At 58.6% G+C, this 22,245-nt stretch carries 17 protein-coding genes, 2 tRNA genes and 1 rRNA gene; 6 read left to right on the top strand and 14 right to left on the bottom strand.

The annotated features are described in order from the left end of the window. Window positions 1–20: 20 nt before the first annotated feature. The 3 genes from EQV96_RS17120 to gabD form a co-directional block, all read right to left on the bottom strand. Window positions 21–1,262, bottom strand: a complete 1,242-nt coding sequence (locus EQV96_RS17120; protein ID WP_095031433.1) for an HDOD domain-containing protein — start codon at window positions 1,260–1,262, stop codon at window positions 21–23. Between the two features lie 145 nt (window positions 1,263–1,407). After that, complete coding sequence (gene gabT / locus EQV96_RS17115) at window positions 1,408–2,691, bottom strand: 4-aminobutyrate--2-oxoglutarate transaminase (RefSeq protein ID WP_095000665.1); 1,284 nt, start codon at window positions 2,689–2,691, stop codon at window positions 1,408–1,410. A gap of 177 nt (window positions 2,692–2,868) precedes the next feature. Continuing rightward, complete coding sequence (gene gabD / locus EQV96_RS17110) at window positions 2,869–4,311, bottom strand: NADP-dependent succinate-semialdehyde dehydrogenase (protein WP_095000664.1); 1,443 nt, start codon at window positions 4,309–4,311, stop codon at window positions 2,869–2,871. Window positions 4,312–4,658: 347 nt separating this feature from the next. Here gabD and EQV96_RS17105 point away from each other — a divergent pair. From EQV96_RS17105 to EQV96_RS17085, 5 genes are all read left to right on the top strand, one after another. Further along, window positions 4,659–4,735 (top strand) — tRNA-Arg (locus EQV96_RS17105). Window positions 4,736–4,919: 184 nt separating this feature from the next. After that, window positions 4,920–5,010, top strand: a tRNA-Ser gene (locus EQV96_RS17100). Window positions 5,011–5,316: 306 nt separating this feature from the next. Next, window positions 5,317–5,835, top strand: a complete 519-nt coding sequence (locus EQV96_RS17095) for an RNA polymerase sigma factor (RefSeq protein WP_095017812.1) — start codon at window positions 5,317–5,319, stop codon at window positions 5,833–5,835. Then, on the top strand, window positions 5,828–6,772 hold the full coding sequence (locus tag EQV96_RS17090; protein ID WP_240882204.1) for a FecR family protein: 945 nt from the start codon (window positions 5,828–5,830) through the stop codon (window positions 6,770–6,772). The genes EQV96_RS17095 and EQV96_RS17090 overlap by 8 nt, the downstream gene beginning before the upstream one ends. A 116-nt stretch (window positions 6,773–6,888) precedes the next feature. Further along, a complete protein-coding gene (locus EQV96_RS17085; RefSeq protein WP_232527666.1) occupies window positions 6,889–9,342 on the top strand; it encodes a TonB-dependent receptor in 2,454 nt (817 codons plus the stop codon). Window positions 9,343–9,422: 80 nt separating this feature from the next. On the opposite strand, the gene EQV96_RS17080 is transcribed toward EQV96_RS17085, so the two are convergent. The 9 genes from EQV96_RS17080 to EQV96_RS17040 form a co-directional block, all read right to left on the bottom strand. Next, entirely contained in the window at window positions 9,423–10,904 is a 1,482-nt protein-coding gene (locus tag EQV96_RS17080) for a YdgA family protein (protein WP_095000662.1), read from the bottom strand. A 129-nt stretch (window positions 10,905–11,033) separates the two neighbouring features. After that, window positions 11,034–11,678 (bottom strand): NADH:ubiquinone oxidoreductase subunit N, encoded by a 645-nt coding sequence (locus tag EQV96_RS17075; protein ID WP_095000661.1) that lies wholly within the window; start codon window positions 11,676–11,678, stop codon window positions 11,034–11,036. Window positions 11,679–11,784: 106 nt separating this feature from the next. Continuing rightward, window positions 11,785–13,230, bottom strand: a complete 1,446-nt coding sequence (locus EQV96_RS17070; RefSeq protein WP_095000660.1) for an efflux transporter outer membrane subunit — start codon at window positions 13,228–13,230, stop codon at window positions 11,785–11,787. Further along, window positions 13,227–14,129 carry an HlyD family secretion protein gene (locus EQV96_RS17065; protein WP_095000659.1) on the bottom strand — a complete coding sequence of 301 codons (903 nt, stop codon included), beginning with the start codon at window positions 14,127–14,129 and terminating at the stop codon, window positions 13,227–13,229. The genes EQV96_RS17070 and EQV96_RS17065 overlap by 4 nt, the downstream gene beginning before the upstream one ends. Further along, window positions 14,126–14,335, bottom strand: a complete 210-nt coding sequence (locus EQV96_RS17060; protein ID WP_016782973.1) for a DUF1656 domain-containing protein — start codon at window positions 14,333–14,335, stop codon at window positions 14,126–14,128. The genes EQV96_RS17065 and EQV96_RS17060 overlap by 4 nt, the downstream gene beginning before the upstream one ends. Continuing rightward, a complete protein-coding gene (locus EQV96_RS17055) occupies window positions 14,332–16,419 on the bottom strand; it encodes an FUSC family protein (RefSeq protein WP_095000658.1) in 2,088 nt (695 codons plus the stop codon). Before EQV96_RS17055 ends, EQV96_RS17060 begins: the two co-directional genes overlap by 4 nt. Continuing rightward, a complete protein-coding gene (locus tag EQV96_RS17050; RefSeq protein WP_016782970.1) occupies window positions 16,416–16,847 on the bottom strand; it encodes a MarR family transcriptional regulator in 432 nt (143 codons plus the stop codon). Before EQV96_RS17050 ends, EQV96_RS17055 begins: the two co-directional genes overlap by 4 nt. A gap of 100 nt (window positions 16,848–16,947) precedes the next feature. Continuing rightward, window positions 16,948–17,205 (bottom strand): DUF2789 domain-containing protein, encoded by a 258-nt coding sequence (locus tag EQV96_RS17045; RefSeq protein WP_095000657.1) that lies wholly within the window; start codon window positions 17,203–17,205, stop codon window positions 16,948–16,950. Beyond that, the gene (locus EQV96_RS17040) at window positions 17,186–18,802 is read right to left on the bottom strand and encodes a glycosyltransferase family 39 protein (RefSeq protein WP_095000656.1); all 1,617 of its coding nucleotides are present in this window, start codon (window positions 18,800–18,802) and stop codon (window positions 17,186–17,188) included. The genes EQV96_RS17045 and EQV96_RS17040 overlap by 20 nt, the downstream gene beginning before the upstream one ends. A 237-nt stretch (window positions 18,803–19,039) precedes the next feature. On the opposite strand from EQV96_RS17040, the gene EQV96_RS17035 reads away from it, so the two are divergent. Then, the gene (locus tag EQV96_RS17035) at window positions 19,040–19,738 is read left to right on the top strand and encodes a GntR family transcriptional regulator (protein WP_095017815.1); all 699 of its coding nucleotides are present in this window, start codon (window positions 19,040–19,042) and stop codon (window positions 19,736–19,738) included. A 48-nt stretch (window positions 19,739–19,786) separates the two neighbouring features. On the opposite strand, the gene EQV96_RS17030 is transcribed toward EQV96_RS17035, so the two are convergent. Next, window positions 19,787–21,667: a methyl-accepting chemotaxis protein gene (locus EQV96_RS17030; protein WP_095017816.1), complete on the bottom strand. Its 1,881-nt coding sequence runs from the start codon at window positions 21,665–21,667 to the stop codon at window positions 19,787–19,789. A gap of 279 nt (window positions 21,668–21,946) precedes the next feature. After that, window positions 21,947–22,062 (bottom strand): 5S ribosomal RNA (gene rrf / locus EQV96_RS17025). Window positions 22,063–22,245 lie beyond the last annotated feature (183 nt).

Below are 22,245 nucleotides of genomic sequence, written 5' to 3'. Positions count from 1 at the left end.
ACGAAAATCCGCTTTTGCCTTTAGTCCCCTCTCCCTCCGGGAGAGGGTGAGGGGCTCTTGATCAACTGCGAAAGCTGCGACATACCCACCCGCAACAAGCGCGCCGTCTTCCCGCCGGCCACCTCGGCAATCCCCTCTTCCGACTCCAGATTGGCCACTTGCGCCGCCAGGTTCATCACCAGCGCTTCTCGCGAGTACACCCCGCCACCCAGGTGATACATCGCCGCAATCAACTCCCGCAGCTCCAGCGGCAATCGCCAGCGCGTGCGCAAGGCTGAACCATAGGCTGCGCCAAACTCGGCCAGAGAAGCATCAATAGCCTGGGTATCCAGCTCCCCACCCGCCTGGCGCCACTCCTGCAAGCAACGCACCAAGGCCAGATCACCCAGGCAGTGCAACAACCCGGCGCAGAAACAACGCTCCTGATCCAGATTCAACATGCCTGCCAATGTGCGGCCATAGTCTGCCGCGCGCTGGGACAACGCCCAGTAACGCTCGGCGTAGTCCGCCAGGCAAGGATCGCTCAACTGCGCGCTGTACTTGAGAGTAAGCCCCTGGACCAGGTTCACGCTTTGCGCAGGCCCCAGCCGCTGCATGGCTTGCGCAAGGGTCTGGGCCGGGCTCACAAGGTGCTGCGCCGCACTGTTGGCGGCCGCAATCAGCACCGCCGTAATTTGTGGATCGGTGCGTACTTGCTGCTCAAGCCGTGCCAGGTCCACCCCTTCAGGCGTGAGGCTGCCCTTGAGCGCCGATTGCGCATCCACTCTTAGCGGCGCGCCATCTGAAGACGCGCGGCGCTGCTCCAGAAAACGCTTGAGGGTCATGCCTGGCGCCAGTGCCGGTACGTCACACGAAATCTCTTGCCCCGCCGAGAGCAGCAGGCTCTTGAGGCGCCTGGTCAGGCCGGCAATATCCAAGGGTGTGGTCAGATAAGCCGTTGGCGCCAGCGGCAAGGCTTCGCGCACACTGGCGCTGTCATTACGTGCACTCAACAAAATAAATGGCTGCGCTGCAACCGCGCGGCGTTGGCGCACAGTGCGCAACAGATCCAGACCACCTACACCCGGCAGCTCACGGTCAGCAATCACCAGGCCATAAGTTTTCCTGCCCAACTGCGCAAGCGCCTGCTGACCGTCGCCACAGACATCCAGTTGAGCGTCGCAACGTACCGTCAGCACCACTTGCTTGAGCAAATCCCGGGTCCAGGGATCGGCCTCGGCAATCAATACAGTGGGTGCTGCCATTAAATCTACAACCGTCATCCAGTTTGCTCCCCGTGCGATACAGGCACCTTAGTCAAAGGGCGCACGCGGATACAGGCCAAAACACCCAAATAGACGCTTCAGACGCAAAAAAACCGCCGAAGCGGTTTTTTTGTCTATCAGGTCACACCATCAGGTGCGCAGCTCACGCCAGTTCAGCGAAGCACTCCTCGATGATGGCCAGACCTTTGTCCAATTGCTCGTTAGGCGAGGTCAGCGGTACCAGTACGCGCAGGACGTTGCCGTAAGTGCCGCACGACAGCAGGATCAGACCCTTGTCGCGAGCCTTGGCAACCACTTGTGCCACTGCCGTCGGATTTGGCTTGTGCGAATCGCCGCCTTCGAACAGCTCGACCGCGATCATCGCGCCCAACGCACGCACATCACCGATCACCGGGTGCTTGGCCTGAATAGCCTTGAGGCCGGTTACCAGGCGCTCGCCGACTTCCTTGCAACGGTCCAGCAGGTGCTCTTCTTCAAACACATCCAGTACCGCCAGCGCTGCTGCGCAAGCAATCGGGCTACCGGCATAGGTGCCGCCCAGACCGCCTGGAGCGATGGCGTCCATGTACTCGGCCTTGCCGCACACACCGGCCAGCGGGAAGCCGCCAGCGATGGACTTGGCGAAGGTGGTCAGGTCGGCAGTGACGCCCATCTGTTCCATGGCGAAGAACGTGCCGGTACGGCCAGCGCCGGTTTGCACTTCGTCGGCGATCAGCAGGATGCCGTGCTTGTCGCACAGCTCGCGCAGACGGGCCATGAACGCTTTCGGCGCCACATAGAAACCACCTTCGCCCTGTACCGGCTCGATGATGATGGCAGCGATGTCTTTAGGCTCGGCGTCGTTCTTGAAAATGCGCTCGATGCTGGCGATGGAGTCATCCACGCTCACGCCATGCAGTTCGCACGGGTACAGCGCACGGAAGATACCGCCTGGCATCAGACCCATGCCTGCCGAGTACGGTACGACTTTCCCGGTCAGGCCCAGGGTCATCATGGTACGGCCATGGTATGCGCCAGTGAAGGCGATCACGCCGGCACGGCCAGTTGCGGCACGGGCGATTTTCACGGCGTTTTCAACGGCTTCGGAACCGGTGGTGACCAACAGGGTTTTCTTGTCGAAATTGCCCGGGACCTTGGCGTTGATCTTTTCGCACAGCTCGACGTAAGGCTCGTAAGCCAGTACCTGGAAGCAGGTGTGGGTCAGCTTGGTCAGTTGTTCTTGCACGGCGGCAATGATTTTCGGGTGCAGGTGACCGGTGTTCAGTACCGCGATACCGCCGGCGAAGTCGATGAACTCGCGGCCTTCAACGTCGGTAACGGTGGCGTTAATCGCCGATTCGGCGAAAATCGGGTGGATCTGGCCAACACCGCGCGGAACAGCGGCTTCACGGCGTTTCATCAGGGATGCGTTGGTCTTGTTGCTCATGGTGTTCCTCATTCGCCGCTGATCAAGCAGCGTGGCTCAAGGCTGACGCGCCAGGCAGACACCCATGCCAGCATGCGATGATCGACTGGCATGGCGCTCCCGGCCACAAAAATTAACAGTTTGAAACGCAGGGGAAGCATCGCTCTCGTGCCCCCTCTGCTTGAACCACCCGCCGGGTTAGATGCCCAGGCAGAGATATTTGATTTCCAGGTAGTCTTCGATGCCGTACTTGGAGCCTTCACGGCCCAGGCCAGAAGCCTTGATCCCGCCAAACGGCGCGACTTCGTTGGAGATCAGGCCAGTGTTGACGCCCACCATGCCGTACTCCAGGGCTTCAGCCACACGGAATACACGGCTCAGGTCGCGGGCATAGAAGTACGACGCCAGGCCGAACTCCGTATCGTTGGCCATCGCGATCACTTCAGCTTCGTCCTTGAAACGGAACAGCGGCGCCAGCGGGCCGAAGGTTTCTTCCTTCGCCACAGCGGCGTTTTTCGGCACGTTCACCAAAATGGTCGGCTCGAAGAAGCTGCCTTCCAGGCTGTTGCCGCCGGTCAGCAGGGTCGCGCCCTTGCTCAGTGCGTCAGCGATGTGCTCCTTGACCTTGGCCACGGCCTTGTCATCGATCAACGGGCCTGTGGTGGTGCCTTCGTCCAGACCATTGCCGATCTTGAGCTTGGCCACCGCTACTTTCAGTTTTTCTGCGAATGCGTCGTAGACCGAGTCCTGAATGTACAGGCGGTTGGCACATACGCAGGTCTGACCGTTGTTGCGGTATTTGGAGATGATCGCGCCTTCTACGGCTTTATCCAGGTCCGCATCGTCGAACACGATAAAAGGTGCGTTGCCGCCCAGCTCCAGCGACACTTTCTTGATGTCCTTGGCGCATTCGGCCATCAACTGGCGACCGATTTCGGTCGAGCCGGTGAAGGACAGCTTGCGCACGATCGGGTTGCTGGTCAGCTCGCCACCGATATCGCCGGCACTGCCGGTTACAACGCTCAACACGCCTTTAGGGATGCCGGCACGGTGTGCCAGCTCAACCAGGGCCAGGGCCGAGAACGGGGTTTGCGAAGCTGGCTTGATCACCATGGTGCAACCGGCGGCCAGGGCCGGGCCGGCTTTACGGGTGATCATGGCTGCCGGGAAGTTCCACGGGGTAATGGCAGCGGTCACGCCGATCGGTTGTTTGATCACGATCAGACGTTTGTCCGGCTGGTGGCCCGGGATAACGTCGCCATAAATACGCTTGGCTTCTTCAGCGAACCACTCGATAAACGAAGCAGCGTAAACGATTTCGCCCTTGGCTTCGGCCAGTGGCTTGCCCTGCTCCAGGGTCATCAGGCGGCCGAGGTCGTCCTGGTTTTCGATCAGCAGCTCAAACCAGCGACGCAGCTTGGTTGCACGCTCTTTGGCGGTCAGGGCACGCCAGGCTGGCAACGCTTTGTCTGCGGCTTCAATGGCACGACGGGTTTCAACCGCGCCCATCTTTGGCACTGTGCCGATGATTTCACCGGTAGCCGGGTTGTTGACCTTGATGGTCTGGCCACCGTCCGCATCAACCCAGGCACCATCGATATAGGCTTGCTGGCGGAACAACTGTGCGTCTTTGAGCTGCATGTGGGCTTTCCTTAACAGCACCGCGCAGGCGCGGAGCGAATTATTAAAGTAGAAAGGCGCCGTGGAAGGCTGCCGTCAGGAAGTCATTCACTGCCAAAGTATCTAAATGACGCACAAAGAACATGCCGTGCGATTCAGCACCCAGACAAGAGCGTTTGAAATCTCAAACGAATCCTAGGGATAAAGGGGGTAAAGGACAATAGCCTGTTCGAAAAAAAGAACAAGCTGCCAGACTTCACCGTTTTATCGCCCGGCCCCCATTAATAGCCCATAACGCGTAAGGAAACACCTCACGAATCAGCGGCATGGACGACTGACACGCAGATGAGTATGATGGCGGCCGCGTCGCACCAGTAGCTCAGCTGGATAGAGTACTGCCCTCCGAAGGCAGGGGTCGTGGGTTCGAATCCCGCCTGGTGCACCATTCTTTTTCCCTTGCTCAAGGGAATCGCGTCAAAACCCTGTAACCAACAGCATTTTGCCTCCCACCGAGAACCCGGTGAGCGATCGCACGCCTGTTTTTTGAGCTTTTCTGCGCAAAACGCAGATCAGGTTAAATTTTCTATGGGCAACTGACGAAAGGCTGGTTACTATACGCGGCGTTTCGCGGAGAGCTGGCCGAGTGGCCGAAGGCGCTCCCCTGCTAAGGGAGTACACCTCAAAAGGGTGTCGGGGGTTCGAATCCCCCGTTCTCCGCCATTATTTGTGGCACCTGAATGCGTTCCCTTGTTCAAGGGAACCGCGTTTTCCCCCCTACCCAATTAAACCCGATGTGCACCTGCGCAAGGTTTTGTCGCGTCCGCAGAAAACTGTGGGAGCGGGCTTGCTCTCGACTCAAGCGGCGCGGTCGTCCTGCCAGACCGCATTGATGCCATCGCGGGCAAGCCACACTCCCACAAGACTTGTCGACCGCTATAACTCAATGCTCATCCCAGCAAGAGTCGTTGCGCCATCGGGTTCAATCGTTAATGATACGGCTTCTCATTAACGCCTGAGCCCTGCTCCATGCCCTCGCCTTCACCCTCCAGCCTGCTGGCCAGTTTTCAGGAGCACTACGACGATCTGTTGTCGTTCCTGACCCGGCGCCTGCGTGACCGGCATCGGGCAGCGGATGTGGCGCAGGAAACCTGGATCAAGCTGGCAAAAATCGACCCCGAGGCGGTCACAGTACTTAATGACCGGCACTTTATTTTCAAGGTGGCGGGCAACCTGGCCATCGATGCCTTGCGCGTGGATCAGCGCCAGACACGCAACCTGAGCGGCGAACCGCCTTCACTGCAAATCGCTGATCCGGGGCTGCCGCCCGAAGGTCTGCTGCTGGCCACCGAGCGCATCGGCATTCTGGATGAGGCGCTGCAACAACTGTCGCCCAATGCCCGCCAGGCGTTACTGCTGAGTCGCATCGACGGCATGACCCAAGCCCAGATCGCCGTCGAACTGGGCGTGTCGCCAAGTATGGTGGCAAAATACATTGGCCAGGCCTTGCGCCACTGCCGTGACTGGCTAAAAGACAACCATGCCTGAGCGTGCCGTGATGCCTTCAACGCCCTCCCCTGACGATCTCGACGATCAGGCCATCGACTGGCAGACCCTGCTGCACTCGGGCGAAGCCAGCGCACGCCAGCGCCTGGACTATCAGCGCTGGCAACAGTTGAGCCCGGCGCACAAAACCGCGGCCCAAGAGGCCGAAGCGCTATGGGCGGATATCGGTCTGACCGCCAGCGCCGAGCAACATCGCGCAAGACCGCGCCGCCGGGCTTATCGCTGGGCCCGCGGGCTGGCGGCGGGGTTGGTACTGGCCGTGCTCGGGTATGGCGCTACGGACTATGTACCAAGCTGGTCCGACACTCATCACACCGGGGTCGGTCAGCGCCAGCAATGGCTGTTGAGCGATGGCACGCGTGTCACGTTGAACAGCGCCACGGCGTTGTCGGTCGACTTCACGGGCAATCAACGTAGCGTCATCTTGCGCAAGGGCGAAGCCCTGTTCGAGTTGGCCGATGACCCGTCGCGCTCCTTTATCGTCCAGGCCGGGCAAGACCGGGTGGCGGCTAAAAGCGGGGCCTTCAGCGTGCGCCGCGATGCAGTTCAGACCCGTGTACTGGTCGCCTCGGGCGCGGTGCAAGTGCAGCACCAGACGCAAACCCTGGATCTGCAACCCAACCAGCAGGCACTGTATCAACCAGGCCAGGCTGTCGCCGAGCGCCAGCAGGTTGATGCCAATGCCCTCACCGCCTGGCACCGCGGCAAGCTGATCTTCAACCGCAAACCCCTGCAGGACGTACTCGCCGAACTGGAGCGCTATCAATACGGCCGTATCGTGCTGCCCGATGCAACACTCGGCGCCATGCAGATCAGCGGCGTGTTCGACCTCAACGATCCACAGAACCTGCTGCATACCCTGGAACAGCGTTACGGCCTCAACATCACCTACCTGCCCTTTGTGGCGTGGGTGCACTGAAAATAATTTCGCACAGGCACTGCAAGATCCTGTCGGGCATATCGTCGTACTAAGACCAGGAACGAATCCGTTCCCATTCGCGATATAAAAAACCTCGAACAAGGATCAAAAACGCAATGGTCGAGCACGTCAAGAAGCCGCGTGGCGCACACCTAAACGAACAGCGACTGCGCCAGGTATTCGTAGCCACAGCCTTGCTGGCCAGCCTGGGAGGCCCGCTGCAAGCCAGTGCCCAGACCGCAACTGCGGCCACGCCCGGCACGTCCCAGCACACCCGCCAGGTCAGCGTGGACGTCAGGGCCCAGGACCTCGATCAGGCGCTCACCCAGTTTGCCGATCAAGCCGATTTGCACCTGCTGTTTACCTCAGCCGAAGTCGCCGGCTTGCACAGCCAGGCGCTGCGGGGGGAGATGAGTGTTGAACAGGCCCTGCAATCGCTACTCAAAGACAGCGGTCTGGTCTGGCAATTCAGCGATGCCCGCACCGTCATCTTGGGTAAACCTCAAGCCCCCGCTCAGAGCCTGCAACTCAAGGCCCTGGAAGTCAGCGTCGGCGCCCGTACCAGCACCTCCATCAGTGAAATCCCGGGCACCGTGTGGGTGGTCGACCAGGTGCAGTTGCAGGAGCAACTGGACACTGGTGTCACCCTCAAGGAAGCCATCGGCAAACTGGTGCCGGGGCTCGACCTGGCGCCCGAAGGGCGCAGCAACTACGGCCAGAACATGCGCGGGCGCAACGTGCTGGTGATGATCGACGGCGTCAGCCAGAACAGCTCGCGAGGGCTGTCGCGCCAGTTCGACAGCATCTCGCCGTTCAACGTAGAGCGGATCGAAGTGTTGTCCGGCGCCAGCGCGCTGTACGGTGGTGGCGCCACAGGCGGGATCATCAATATCGTGACCAAAAAGGGCACCCCCGGCCCCGCGCAATTCGAAACAGAGCTGTCCGCCACCAGCGGTTTCAACAACAGCGACGACCTCTCCAGCCGCATTTCACAATCCGTCAGCGGCGGCACTGATCGGGTCTATGGCCGCCTGGGGATTTCCGGTGAACAGAACGAAGCCTTTTACGATGGTAAAGGCGATCAGGTATTTATCGACAACACCCAGACCGACCTGCAATACAACCGCACCCTGGACCTGATGGGCAGCCTGGCAATCAAGCTCGATGACGTACAGGACCTGGACTTGCTGGCCCAGTACTATGATTCGGGGAACAACGGCAGCGTCGGGATTTACTTCCCCAACCTGCACGACAAAGCACCGTCCAATCTCGAAGACGCCGAAATCCGCAGCGGCTACGACACCGACCTGGAGCCGCGTTCCAAGCGCCTGCTGTTCAACGCCAACTATCACCACGCCGACCTGCTGGGCCAGGACTTCTACTTGCAGGGCTCGTACCGCAAGGAAGACAACAATTTCTATCCGTTCCCGTACTACAACGCCGGTAAACCGCAGGGTTCCAAGGGCGTGTACTTCGCCGCTTCGCAGCAGAACTTCGAAGTCACCAGCCTCAAGGCGCTGTTTGCCAAACAATGGGACAGCCTGAAGCTGACCTATGGCGTAGACCTCGACCGCGAGCGCTTCAATGCCGAACAAAGCGTGTTCGATTCGGCCATTTCATCCGAAAGCGGCGGCCTGGACCTGGTCACCCAAAGCAAGTCCCCGCGCTACCCAAGTTACCGGGTTGATGGGCATTCGGCCTACGCCCAGCTTGACTGGAAACTTACCGATGCCCTGACCCTGTCTGGCGGCGCGCGGCGCCAGCAAATGGACGTCGATGTCGGTGTGTTCAAGGGCATTGCCGGTGGCAGCAACGACTACGCGGTCAACCTGTTCAACCTGGGCGCCATTTATGACTTCAAGAATGGCCATCAAACCTGGGTCAACTACAGCGAAGGCTTTGATTTGCCGGACCCGGCCAAGTACTACGGCAAGGCGGGGCTGAGCGTCAAAGACAACCCGTTGGCCGGGATCAAGAGCCGTCAGGTCGAAACCGGCTGGCGCTTTGCCGATGTGGATTGGGACGCGCAGGCGGCGATCTATTACATCTGGTCTGACAAGGTCATCACCACGGACGCTGCCACGCTGACGATTGATGTAACCGACAAGAAGAGCCGTGATTTTGGCTTTGAAGGCGCGCTGACCCGTCACTTCAATAACGGTTGGGACGCAGGCGGCACCTTGCATCTGGTACGTTCAGAGGAAGAGGACGCGCAAGGCGACTGGATGAAGCGTGACGCCCGGTATGCGTCATTGTCCAAATCCACCGCGTTTGTTGGCTGGCACGGTGATGGGCGCAATGTACGCTTGCAGGGTAACCATGCCTTTACGCTTAAAGACGATTCCGACCACAAGATCAGCGGTTACACCACGTTCGACTTGATGGGCAGCCAGGAGACTGAATTCGGCACGTTCAGCGCCGGCATCCAGAACCTTCTGGACAAGGAGTACAGCACCGTCTGGGGCCAGCGTGCGGCGCTGTTCTACTCGCCGACCTACGGCCCGGAGTATCTGTATGACTATCAGGGCCGTGGCCGCACATACACCATGACCTGGTCATTGGCTTATTGAACAGAGCAAGACAGTGGGAGCGAGCCTGCTCGCGAAGATCGTTCGCGAGCAGGCTCGCTCCCACAGTTTAAGTCGCGGCTTTACTGGCTGGCCACACCACCAAAGCGGGTACTCATCGCAGTGATGAAGTCTTCAAGGCTCATTTTCTGGCCATTGAGATCCACCTGGCCATCAGCGTAATTGAGCGAAGCCAGGATGTTGTTGCCCTCCACTTTGGCCAGCCCGGTTTGCACCGCCATCACGCCTGCCATCTCGCTGTTCATGCTGGCCATCTTGGCAATGGCTTGCGGATCGGTCTGGCCAACCAACTGTGCCTGCACCGCTGACAAATCAGCAATCATCGGCTTGGACAGCAACAGCTTGGCATCCAGCGCGGTCAGCATCTGCTTGGTAACGTCAACTGGCGGCTGCTCAAATGAGGTCGGCTTGGCCAGCCCCATGACAACGTTGAGCTGGCTTTCACCATTGGCGGTCTTGATCGTGAATTTCTCCAACGCCAGTTGCGGTTTGGCAGCCAGAATTTTTTCAACCTGAAGCTGCATCTGCACTTGCTCCGCCGGGGTCAGCGGGGTTTGCGGCAGGGTACCGTCGGCCTGAGGCTGGAACTTGTTCTGATAAATCTGCAGCAGCGCCTGCATGGCCGGGATATCCAGGCTGCTGGCAGTCAGTACCATTTGCGCACTGCCCACCGGCTTGCCATCCAGGGTGATATCACCGACGTTATAGGCCAGACGCCCGGACATCAGATTGCCATTGGCGGAAGCAGAATCCGTGTACTCGAAGTTCTTGAGTTTAATGACCGATTGCTTGACGCCATAAGTCAGCTGACCTTCGCTCAGCGCCATCACGTTCTGCCCAAGATAGAAGCCAAAGTCGGTCTTCTTCAGGTCACTGGCCAGGGTCAGGCCGTTGAGCTCGACCGTTACCGGCGGGTTCTCAATCGTGATCGCATTGAGCTTGAGGTGGTCCATATAGCCTTTGGCCTTGAGGTTCTGGCCATCGGCATCGGTCTGGGCTTGCATGGTCATGCCCGAGAAGCTGAACGTGGAGTGCTCGTCCAGCTGGGTCTCCAGTGCCATCAGCTCCATATGACCGTCAACCGAGCGGTCGTAACCCAGGGTGACCTGACCTTTGAGCGGAGCCTGATCCTTGGTTGCGGCAAACCACTTTTCGGTAAATGGGGTTTTTTCCAGCGAGTAATTGCTGACCGCCATCACTGGCATCCACTTGAACGTCTTGATACGCGACCACGGCAATGGACCATGCTCGATATTATCGACAAACAGCAATTCCACCGGCTTCGCATCCGGGCCCGCCTTGTCGTCCTGGATCTTCAGGCGATAGTGCGCGGTGCTGCTGTAGAGGTTGCGCTCAATGGAAACCAGCTCAATAGTGCCGTGAGTGGTGGTGCCTTGTAGTTGCTTGGCCAGCTCCTGGTTGGTCTGCTCGATCGAGGTCTGCAACACACCCTCGATTTTGCTGCCGGTATACCACGCGCCAGCGGTATTCAGCGCCCCGGCGACAACAACGATCCCTACCAGCACACCTAATGGTTTATTCATCAATTGACCCGTTCAATGTCCGTTATGTTGAAAGTAAAGCGGTCTTTGCCAAGCCCTTCATGGGCCGAAAAGTGCTAGCAGATTAACACTGGCAGCAGAGCAGACGCTCCTCCAACGTGATACCTGGCTTTATGCAGGTTGGGCGTAACGCTGGTCAATTTCGTCGAGCTGGTGGTCGAAACTCTTGAGACTGGCACTCCAGGTGTACACCAGCACTTCCAGATCATGGTCGATGCATGTTTCTCCTACAGAATTAAAAGAAACGTCCGAGTAATCCAGCTGATAACGCTCACGCGCCATCGCTGCCGCGACATTCGAGAGCTCACGCGCAGTGTCGAGCCATTGGCGCTCTTCGGATGGCAGGGCCTTGTCGAGTTTCAGGCATTGGGTCTTGAGGGCTTCGAGGCTTTTTTCCAGCGGGGTGCCGGTAAGTTCGCCCATAAACTCCTGGAAGGTCCGGCCCGGTTGCCAGTAACTGCCCCAGAAATAGCGGTCAAATACCGTCTCTACCCGCCGCAGGGCAACCTTGGTGTCCCAGATCAGGACGCGGGTCTGGCCCTGGTTGATCTGGCGTTTTTTGATCTGCCGGGTTTGCACCGAGGCGCAGGCCACCACCACTATGGCCAGAACGGCAATCAACGCACTCGCGCTATCGAGAAAGATCATTGCCTTGTCGATCTGGTGCGCCAGCATGATGCCGTAGAAGTAGGTCGCCGAAAGCAGCACCACGGCTGCCACTGCACACCAGAAGCCGGGAGCATAAGGGTTTTTCATTATTAGTATCCCCATCAGGCATGGTCTGCACGATGAGGAGGGCTACAGACCGCAAACGCCCTGAACCATCGTTCTGATACCGATAATTCAGAGCATAGCAACGCTGTCAGGGTTTGGCGTTTGTCGCCGCTTGCGTTCGTCCACTTTCCCAGCCCCCACCCAGGGCCAGGAACAGATCGATCTGACTCATGGCAACCTGGGTGTTGGCCGCCGACAATTGCGCGCGCATGTCAGTGTAGGTGCGGGTTGCCTGCAGATCGGCCAGGAATGACTCGCGCCCCGCCTGGAAGAACTGATGGGTCTGGTCGGCCGCCGTTTTGGCCGACAACTCGGCCTCTGCCAGGGCATCACGGCGCTGCAGCAACGCCGTGTATTGCACCAGGCTGGTCTGGGTTTCACGGATGGCATTGAGCACCACACCGTCAAACTTGGCCAAAGCGCCTTGAGTCACCGCCTCGGCCTCACGAATTCGGGCTCGCGAGCCATTGGTCGGAATCGTCCAGCTCAGCATCGGGCCGAAGCCCCAGCGGTTAGTAGGGGCCGTGCCCAGGTTGTCGATAATCCCCACTGTGCCAATGCTGGCACCGATGCTGATGTCCGGGTACAGCGAACCTGTGGCCACACCGATTTCGGCGGTGGCGGCAGCCAGATGGCGTTCGGCCTGACGCACGTCCGGGCGGCGTTTAAGCAGTGCTGCACCGTCCCCCACGGGCAGCAATTGCGCGATATGCGGCAGCTCGGCGCAGGTAGCCACACCGGCGGGCAGTTGATCCAGCGGCCTGGCCAGCAACATCGACAAACGGAACAGGCCGGACTGGCGCAATGCTTCGTAACGGGGCAATTCTGCACGCAACGATTTGAACTGGGTTTCAGAACGGGTGACCTGGGTTTCATCACCGCGACCCGCATCACGCAGGCGCTGGGTCAGGCTGGTACTTTGCGCTTGCAGCTTGAGGGACTCTTCTGCGATGTGGTGTTCCTCATTGGCTGCGCACACTTGGGTGTACGCCCGCACCACATCCGCCACCAGAGTGATGCGCGCGGTGTCGGCGGCAGCCTGAGTCGCGTCGGCGTTGGCCTGTGCCGCTTCGATCCCGCGCTGCAAAGTGCCCCACAAGTCGAACTGGTATGAAGTGCTGATACCCAGATCACCGACATTGGCTACCGGCACCTTGTCCGCCAGCAGGAACGCTTCACCGGACTCCTGCAGGCGCTGGGCGCCCGCTTTCACAGAACCACTCCAGCCACCGGCCGACTGTGCCTGCTCAACCTGGGCCCGCGCCCGCGACAGGTTCGCCGCAGCGACCCGCAGATCAGTGTTGGAGGCCAGCGCCTGGCGCACCAGTTCATTGAGCCTGGGGTCCTCATAGAGCTTCCACCAGTCAACTGGAACCGGGGCGGACACCACGTTGGCGCCCTCGCCAGCCAGTTGGCCCTGCAAGTCCGGGCGCTGCATGGCCGCGTCTTTGGGCAATTGGTAATCAGGGCCAAGCAGTTGGCAACCGGACAGCAGCAGCCCAAGTCCTACGGCTGCCAGGCGAACGGCTTTCATTGCGCGCGCTCCGGGGCAGGCTGGGCTTTGGCCGAATCTTCGATGATGGACACGGTCGCGGTGCGCCCGGCAATCATGCGAAAGTCTTCAGGCACGTCGTCAAACACGATGCGTACCGGAATCCGTTGCGCCAATCGCACCCAGCTGAACGCAGGGTTGACGTTGGGCAGCAGGTTCTGGCCACTGGTGCGGTCACGGTCTTCGATGCCCGCCACAATGCTTTCAACATGCCCGCGCAAACGTGCGTTATCACCAATGACACGGATATCGACGCTTTGGCCGACATGGATGCCATCGAGTTTGGTTTCTTCAAAATAGCCGTCGATATGGAACGAGCTGCTGTCGACGATCGACAAGACCGGCCGCCCCGCCGTGACGAACTCATTGACCCGTGGAGCCCGGTCGTTGACGTAACCATCGACGGGGCTGCGCACCACCGTACGATCCAGATTGAGCTGGGCGCTGTCCACGGCCACTTGGGCCTCTATCAGTGCGGCCTGGGCGCGCATTTCACGGGACTGGCTTTCTTCGAGCTGTTCGCGGGCGACCAGGTTGCCCAGGCCTTTGTTACGGCGGCTCTCACGTTGGGCCTGGGCCAGGGTCTCCTTGCGATCGGCCACGGTGGCTTCGGCCTGACGCAGCGCCAGCTTGAAGCGCTCTTGGTCGATGACAAACAACACCTGATCACGGCTGACGGGCTGGTTGTCACGCACATCCACCTGCTTGATCAGGCCCGACACGTCGGGGGCGATTTGCACGATGTCGGCGCGAATGTGGGCGTCACGGGTCCAGGGAGCAAACATGTAGTACATGGTCATGCGCCAGACCACGACGCAGGCAAACGTCACCACCAATAAGGTGAGAACGACACGGCCCAGGGTCAGTAAAGGTTTTTTCATGTCATCAGATATCGACTGAACGAATCCACAACGCCGAGTAACAGAGCGTAGAGACCGACGTTGAACAAAGCCCGGTGCCAGACCAGGCGGTAAAAGTGCACACGGGTGAGTAACCCGTGAACCACCAGAAACAACAAGTAGGTGATGCCCATCAGTACCAGGAGCGTGGGCAGGAAAACCCCGCTGATATCTACGTCACCGATCATAGCGGCGCTCCCTCAATGTGGGCCTGGGGATGTGGCCGGTCGTCGTTGTCGACAATAAATTCGACACCGGGCAGCAGCGCCAGACGCAGGCCGCTGAGGGCGTGCAACAGATGCACTCGTGCCTCGCCTTCGGCTTGCAGGTCATTGGCGTTGAGGGCGCGACGCGTGCGGTCCATGGTCATTTGCAGGCCCATTGGCATTGGCAGGCGCTCACCCGCCTTGAGGCAGGCACAAAAGTAGTCACCCACATCACTGACCACCTGGCGCAGCAACAGTTGCGGCCCGCCCGTAACCCTGGGTGCGTAGGCCAGCAGATCGAGCAGGTTGAGGGCCACCCGCAGGTCACGCAAGGCGCTGCCGGTGTCCTGCCCGGTCAGGGCCAGACGCGGCAAGTGCTGCATCAGGCGGTCGAGCATTTGCGCGCCCATTTGCCGGTGTTCGGCCAGGGTGGCGGGCTGGGTCAGGCTGACAATGTCACGCCAGCTGAAGCGGGTCAGGCGCTTGGCCGCCAGTTCGGCACCGAACGGGCGCGCGATCAGGGTCCAGACGAAGGCAAACAGCAGGCCGACGGGGCCGGCCAGGTTGGCGTTCATAAACACCATGAAGTCCGCGTCGTAGGCGCCCTGGATACTGATAAACGAGGCGGTGTTGACGATAGTCAGCAAGGTGCCCAGGTAAAAGCGCGGTTGCACGGTCAGGGTGCCGACGCAGATAAACGGCACCGCAAACGCCAGCACCAGCATCGGGAAGTCATGCAGGTTGGGCAGGATCACAAACAGGTAGAGGCTGGCAAACAGCACCGACAGCGAGGTCCAGAAAAAGAACCGGTAGATCTGTGGCGCCGGATCGTCCATCGCGGCAAAAAAGCTGCAGGCCACGGCGGCCAGAATCACCGCACTGGCGCCGTCAGTCCAGCCGAGCAGAATCCACAACACCGAGGCGACGACAATCGCGGTGACGGTAGAGAACGCTGAATAAAGCATCAGCCCGCGATCCAGAAATGGCGTCAGGCGACCCAGGCGCCAATGCCGATAGACCGCACGCCAGACATCCTGGTTACCGGTCGAGATGGCCTCTTGCAGGCTGCGGCAGTCTTGCCACAGGTCGATCCACTCACCCAGCCGGTACAGCACGTTGGAGAGCACCAGTTGGCGCCGATCATCCAGAGCGGCGGCGCTGGGCTGCAACGCTTCAAGTTCATGGCGCAATGCTTGCCACTGCTGGATCGAGGCGCCCTCACGGGTGCGCTCAAGCCATGCCTGGGCGTGGTCGAGCAATGGCGTGACCTTGTCGAGCAGCTCAGGAGCGCGACGCTCCAGCGCATAGAGTGCATCGTCCAGGGCATCGACCACCGGCAGCAGGTGGATCATGCGTCCACGCAGCTCTTTGGTGTTGCGCACGGTCTGCGGGTGCGCGCCCTCATGAGGCAACTGGCCAATCATCATTTCAAGGCTGTTGAACGTCGCCACCATTGATGAACGCAGGCCACTGGCTTTGCTGGGTTCGACATCGCGGGCCAGAAAGTGCTTGCTGTAATTGCTCGCATCGGCAAACCACTTGGCCGCCGCGTCGATAAATACCGGCGTCAGGCGCCGAGGCCAGAACATGCTGCCTACGACCGCCGCGCAGACGATACCGAGCATGATTTCTTCAGTACGCGAAACGGCGATGTCGAACACATTCAGCGGGTTATCCACAATCGGCAGGGCGATCATGGGCATGGTGTAGCCGGCGAGCATGAACACGTAGCTGTTGGCGGTGCGCAGGTGCAGCGACAGGAACAACAAAATGCCCGTCCAGAGGGCAATCACCAGCACCAGCAAGAACGGTGTCTGGACAAACAGCGGCACAAAAAATACCGCTGCAGCAGCGCCTATCAGCGTGCCCAGGGCTCGGTACACGGCCTTGGAGCTGGTGGGCCCGACAAAGGGGCTGGAGACGATATAGACCGTAGCCATGGCCCAGTAAGGGCGAGGCATTTCCATCAGCAAGGCGATATACAGCGCGATCATCGACGCGGCGAAGGTACGTACCCCGTAGAACCAGTCGCGGGCAGGCGGCATGCTGCTGAAAAAACCGTTCAAGAGGCAGCCCCGTCAGGCAGTTGTCCGGCAGCTTCGAAGGCTTTGATCACACGCAACGCAGCTTCCTGGTCAGCCACTGGAATATCGGCCAGAGCGGCCCTTCTCAGTTGTACAAGCTGAGCTTCAATCGATTGCACCAGAGCACGCCCGGTGTCGGTCAGGCTCAGGGTTTTGGCGCGGCGGTCGCTGGCATCTTCACAGCGGCGCACATAGCCAGCCTTGCACAGTTGATCGAGCAAGCGCACCAGCGACGGGCTTTCCATCCCGGCAGCGTGGGCCACGGTGACTTGCCGCACACCCTCACCCAGGCGGCCGATGATCAGCAGCGGCATGGCGCAGGCTTCGGAAATACCATAGTTGACCAGCGTGGCCTGGCAGACGCGACGCCAATGGCGAGTCGCAACCACCATGCCGGTGCTGATGCTCATTTGCAGTGGATCGAGAGTGTCAGGCAAGAGGCGTCACATAATGTTAGTTTGCTAACTATTAATATTGCGCGGCCAGATGAGCACAGTCAAGTGTTGCTATTTATTTCTTAGGGCCCGTGACAGGTTTTTGCCGCAGCATCAGATTCAATTGGTCGACAACTTCAGCCCAGTCAGCGTCTTCAAGATGCTCCTCACGCAAAAAAGCCGCTTGGGCGGGCGTCCAGAAAAAAGCATCTTCAAGCTTGAGGTCAGGCTTGAGTGGCGAGTGGGTGGTGACAAACTTTTCGATATCTTCCGGGCTGGACGGCAGGCCCAGCTGCTTGAACAAGGATGGCAGGCTATGGGTTGGCTTTTGCATCGAGTTGACTCCATTCAGGTTCAGAGCCGCATTTGGCGGCAACGCAGGTCAAATATAGACGAGCCTGAGTGTCATCGACGGCCAGGTCCTGTGCTTTGCGCCAATCCATGGGAATTGCACTGAAGTCGTCGGGCTGCAGTTTGCTGCTGATCAGCCAGATACGACCCGGGCCTGGGGGCATATCGCTCAGGCGATCGACATAGATACTTGTGCCGTGGCCATTGACCAGCGTGCCAAAGCCATAGTCATTCGGGCGCCCTGAAGTGCCATCTTCCAGGGGCGGCGTATAGAGCATCGGTTGAAATCCGGTCTTGTTGTAATAGACAAAGCTGAAGTACCAGAACAAGTCACTGACGACGATCCGGTCACCGGGTTTGAACTGCTGGTTAACGTGCTCCACCAGACGATCAAAATGATCGGCATCGCTGCTGAAGTTGCTGCGCAAGCCCGTCACTTCGGCGCCAATGAACAGTGTCAGCAGCGCTATGGCCAGCGCCCGCTTGCGCTTGAACAGTTGATCGACTGCAATCGCCACAAGCAGCGGCAAACCCAACGCTGCAAACATCACATAGCGTTCGATAAACAGAGGCGAGATAAAGGATACGGCGTAAATGGCCAGGATCGGCAGCAGGGTGTAGATCACGATCAACGTGATGAATTTATGCGGGCTTGAATCGCGTACAGCCATTCCTGCGACGCCGCCAAGCAGTGCCAGCGGTGCCAGCCAGAACAACGGCCAGGGCAGGTAGTCGCCTTCATCCTGTATCAACAGCTGCCACGTCATGGCGGGCAAGGAGCGGGCATCGACTGCAGGCTCCCACCCCACATCACCGCCACTCTTGAGTTCATCCATATGTTGCAGCAAATCCACCAACCCCGGCAGCCAGGGCAGGAACAACAGCACAATGGCAACGTTAACCAGCCACCAGGCCGGGCGCCTGATCAGCCAGCCGCTGCTGCGGCCACTTAGCAACAGGTACAGCCAATGGGCCATTACACAAAACGCTGTGAAGTAATGGGTGTAAAAAGCAGCCGCCATCAGCACGGTGTAGAGCACCGGGTAGCGATACTTATGCGGGGCCTTGACCCAGTACACCAGCGCGATTGTGGCAGCTATCAGCCACAACCCCATCAGTGAATACATCCTCACTTCCTGGCTGTAGCGCACGGCGGTAGGCAATAACGCCAGCAGCAGGCCCGCCAGCAATGCAGCCCGCGGGGTGGCCACCAGCCGTACCAGCCAGATACCGAAAAATACCGTGGCAATGCCGGGCAGGACACTCAGGGAACGAATCGAGACCAGGCTGTCACCAAACAGCGCTATCCAGCCGTGCAACAGCATGAAATACAACGGAGGGTGAACATCGTGCGCAGCATGAAACCAGATCCCCGACAGCGGGTAGTCGCTCAGCATCAGGCTGGAGCCTTCGTCGCACCAGATCGCCGAGGCGGTGAAACCGTAAAAGCGTACTCCTGCGGCCAGCAGCAAAATACACCACAGCCACGGCTGACGAATCAGGCTGGAAAAAACGTTAGAGGGCTGTAACAGGAGTTCAAACCGTTGCTCACCCACATCGTTGTTGCTGAGTACGCCCATCCCTCACCTGCTGTGCATTGGTGCTGCAAATCGGGCAGCTCTAACTTCGGCGATTGTAGGGCACAGCCCATAACAAAAGGGAGGGCACCCGCCAAGAAAGATAGTGGCCCCATGCAATCTCTTATCCCGCAGTCACGCTAAACTATGCGTAACAAGGTTTGACAGCAATCAGGTCAGTACCTAACTTGAATTGGATCCAAACATGTATGCCGGTTCGTCGGCACAGGTAGTCGCAACGTGGCCGTCAAAAACAATCCCTTAAACAGCATAGTTGTGTCGGGTCCCATACCCGCTCACCTGGCGCGCTCGGAGATCGAAGAAACCTTGCGCAACGCCATTCTTGATGGCCGTTTGCCTTGCGGTACAGCCATTCGCCAGGAAGCACTGGCGAAGTTGTTTGGCGTCAGCCGTATGCCTGTACGCGAAGCACTGCGTCAGCTGGAAGCTCAAGGTTTGCTGCAGGTCGTGCAATACAAGGGTGCCGTGGTCGCTCCTTTGATTGAAGACAACTCGCTCGAGACCTATGAACTGCGACAGTTGCTCGAAGCCCAGGCACTGCGCCTGTCAGTACCACTGTTGAGCAAAGAGGATTTCGAAGAAGCCGAGGGCTATATCGAAGCGCTCGAGATCGAAAAAGACTTCGGAAAAATCGGCACACTCAATCGGCAATTTCATCAGGCGCTTTACTGCAAGGCTCCTAATAAAAAACTGCTGGCACTCATTGAGGCCGGGCTAATTGAAGAAGAGCGTTTTCTACGCTTCAACCTTGAGCAGATGAACCTTGGCAAGTTGTGCCAGGACGATCACCGTGCGTTGTTGCGTTATGCCCGGGCCAGAGATGTCGAGGCTTGTATTGCAGAGCTGGAGTTGCACCTGCAGCGCGGGGTGAAGGCTATTACCTACTACTTGAGCATGGTCAAAACAAAACAGCCCTGACATATGAATCGCCAGGGCTGTGGATAACTTATTGCTGACCTGCGGGTTTCAGATTTTGAAACTGTCGACCAGTTGCTTGAGACGGCTGGCCTGCTGCGATAGCGCATCGCAGTCCTTAAGGGTTTCGTTAAGGTTCACCACACCTTGCTGGTTAAGCAAGTTGATCTGGTTGATATCCACATTGAGGGTTTCGACCACTGCCGTTTGCTCTTCAGTGGCGGCGGCAACCGACTGGTTCATACCGTCGATCTCATCGATGCGCTGAGTCACGCTGATCAAACGGGCACCCGCCTGATTGGCGACCTCGACACTCTCCTCGCTGGAGACCTGACTCGCATTCATGGTGCTGACCGCTTCGCGGGAGCCTACCTGCAGCGAGGTGATCATTTTATGTATCTCCTCTGCCGACTCCTGAGTGCGGTGGGCGAGGTTGCGCACCTCATCCGCCACCACGGCAAAGCCGCGACCCGCTTCGCCCGCACGCGCAGCCTCAATGGCTGCGTTGAGGGCCAGCAGGTTGGTCTGCTGAGAGATACCTTTGATCACATCCAGAATGTGCCCGATGTTGTCGGTGCTGGCATTCAGGGTTTCTATTTGCGCACACGACAAACTGATCTTCTGCGACAGCTCGGTCATGGCCTGGATGGTCTGTTCAACCACTTTGCGACCGTCATCTGCCTGCTCGCTGGCACCGCTTGCATGTTGCGAAGCATCGGCGGCGTTGCGGGCGATTTCCTGGGTGGCGGCACCCAGTTCATTGATCGCCGCGGCGACACTGTTGGTGCGCGCACTTTGCTCGTCCGAGCCGACAATGGAAGCGTTGGATGAGGCCATAACGCGGTGTGACAGGTCATGAACCTGACGAGTAGCAGAAGACACTTCGCTGATCGAGGCGTGGATACGCTCGACAAACTGGTTGAACGAGCTGGCCAGCTCACCGAATTCGTCCTTGTTCTCAATGACCAGACGGCGCGTCAAGTCACCCTCGCCCTGGGCGATATCCTGCATCGCACGGCCCATGGTGGTCAGTGGACGCATCAGTACACGGATCAACAAACTCAACAACAACGCAATCGCGGCCACTGCAATAAACATTGCAATCAACGCAGACGTACGGAATTTTGACAGCGGCGCGTATGCTTTTTCTTTGTCTATTGATTGACCGATATACCAATCCGCGGACGGCAGGCCTGTCACCGGGGTAAAGGAAATAATCCGCTCATGACCATTGAGCGTCACTTCCTGAATGCCCTTCTCGATGCGCAGAGTACTGACCGGGTAAATGTCCTTCAGGTTCTTCATCACCTGATCTTTATCCGGGCTAACGATAACCTGGCCATCACTGCTCACCAGAAACGCGTAGCCCAGGCCACCGGAATCAACCGAATTGATGATTTTGACCAGGCTGTCCAGGCTCAGGTCACCTCCCACCACACCCAACAACTCACCGCCTTTTTTAACGGGCATGGCGATGGTCACAATCAGGCCTCCGACAGCTGCCATATAAGGAGGTGTCAACATGGTCTGACCGGCGCCTACAGCTTGCTTGTACCAGGGGCGCTCGCGGGGGTCATAACCTGCAGGCATGGTCGCGTCAGGGCGTTGAGTAAACACGCCATTGGCTTGCCCGACGTAGGTGAACTGAAAGTTGGAGGTGAATGCCGGCTGATCAACCAGGCCAGGGAGATCAGCCTGGCTGCCTTGCTGCGCAATATTCTGTGCCAGGCTCTCCAGCACCAGAATGCGGCCACCAAGCCAGTTCTGAACGCTGCTGGCTGTCAGGTTGCCAGCCTGTTGCACCGAGGACTCGATGTTCTGCTTGATGGTGTCGCGCTGCAGATAGTCGTTGTACAACGTGAATAACGCAAACGCCAGAACCACGACGCCTGAAGCGGCCAGAAGGATTTTATGACTGAACTTGAGATTCATAGCATGGGACTTCTTATGCCAAAAGTTGGGATGCGTACGGTGTGTGCAACCTGTTGGCAGCTCTGCTCGCACGCAATGCTCAACAGGCTGTCGGCACGGACGGCAGAATACTTAGCCACGTTTGATGGCAATGTGCTTAATCCGACGAAAGCGCAGCTGTGCGATTTGAGGTTTGGCTTTTGGAAGGGGGTTCAGACGAACAGAAAGGGCGCTGGGGATTTACGTCGCGCAAAAACAAAACCCCTGTCTGCGTTAGCAGACAGGGGTTTCGGAATTCAATCTTGACGATGACCTACTCTCACATGGGGAAACCCCACACTACCATCGGCGATGCATCGTTTCACTACTGAGTTCGGGATGGGATCAGGTGGTTCCAATGCTCTATGGTCGTCAAGAAATTCTGTGGCAGATCCGTTATCAAAACGTGCCTGCGAAAACTTGGGACTTCTATAAAAACAAAATCCCCGTCTGCGCGAGCAGACAGGGATTTTGGAATTTAATCTTGACGATGACCTACTCTCACATGGGGAAACCCCACACTACCATCGGCGATGCATCGTTTCACTACTGAGTTCGGG

The sequence above is a fragment of the Pseudomonas sp. TMW22080 genome (assembly GCF_022496745.1).
GTDB lineage: Bacteria > Pseudomonadota > Gammaproteobacteria > Pseudomonadales > Pseudomonadaceae > Aquipseudomonas > Aquipseudomonas bubulae.
This window is presented reverse-complemented; position numbering and strand designations above follow the sequence as displayed.